This window comes from Anaerotignum faecicola (assembly GCA_024460105.1).
Taxonomy (GTDB): Bacteria; Bacillota; Clostridia; order Lachnospirales; family Anaerotignaceae; genus JANFXS01.
This window is the reverse complement of sequence record JANFXS010000066.1, coordinates 1-594: the sequence shown is the minus strand read 5'-3', so window position 1 is coordinate 594 and position 594 is coordinate 1. Positions and strand designations below refer to the sequence as shown.

Annotated in this window: 1 protein-coding gene; it reads left to right on the top strand. The window is 51.7% G+C overall.

All coding sequences use genetic code 11. The annotated features are described in order from the left end of the window. A partial coding sequence (locus NE664_12760; protein MCQ4727507.1) for an efflux RND transporter permease subunit occupies nucleotides 1-594 on the top strand: 594 nt, incomplete at both ends.

Below are 594 nucleotides of genomic sequence, written 5' to 3'. Positions count from 1 at the left end.
GATCGTCGGAAGCTCGATACCGGTATCCATTCTGGCGGCACTGATCCTGATGTCGGTCATGGGATTTTCATTAAACGTTGTCACCATGGGGAGTCTCGTTCTCGGCGTCGGTATGATGGTGGATAACTCCATCGTTGTTCTGGAAAGCTGTTTCCGCTCCCACAAGGGGCAGGGCTTCCGGGAATATATGGAAGCGGCGCTGGAGGGAACCGGCAAGGTAATCCAGTCGATCTTCGGCGGAACGGTTACCACCTGTGTTGTATTTATCCCGCTGGCACTCTTAAAGGGCATGTCGGGACAGATGTTCGCACCCCTCGGATTTACGATTGTATTCTGTATGGCAGCGTCTCTGATTTCTGCCATGACGATCGTACCTCTGTGCTACAGCCGGTTCCGGCCGGTCGAGAAGAAAAATTCTCCGGCTTCCGGTCTGGTGCGCATGATGCAGAACGGCTATCGAAAGATTATTGGAAGGCTTTTAAACAAAAGAAAAACAGTTATGGGCGTATCCATCCTGCTCCTGGTGTTATCCTTCCTGATTGCGGGAAGACTTGGATTTGCCCTTATGCCTGACGTAGATCAGGGAACCATTGC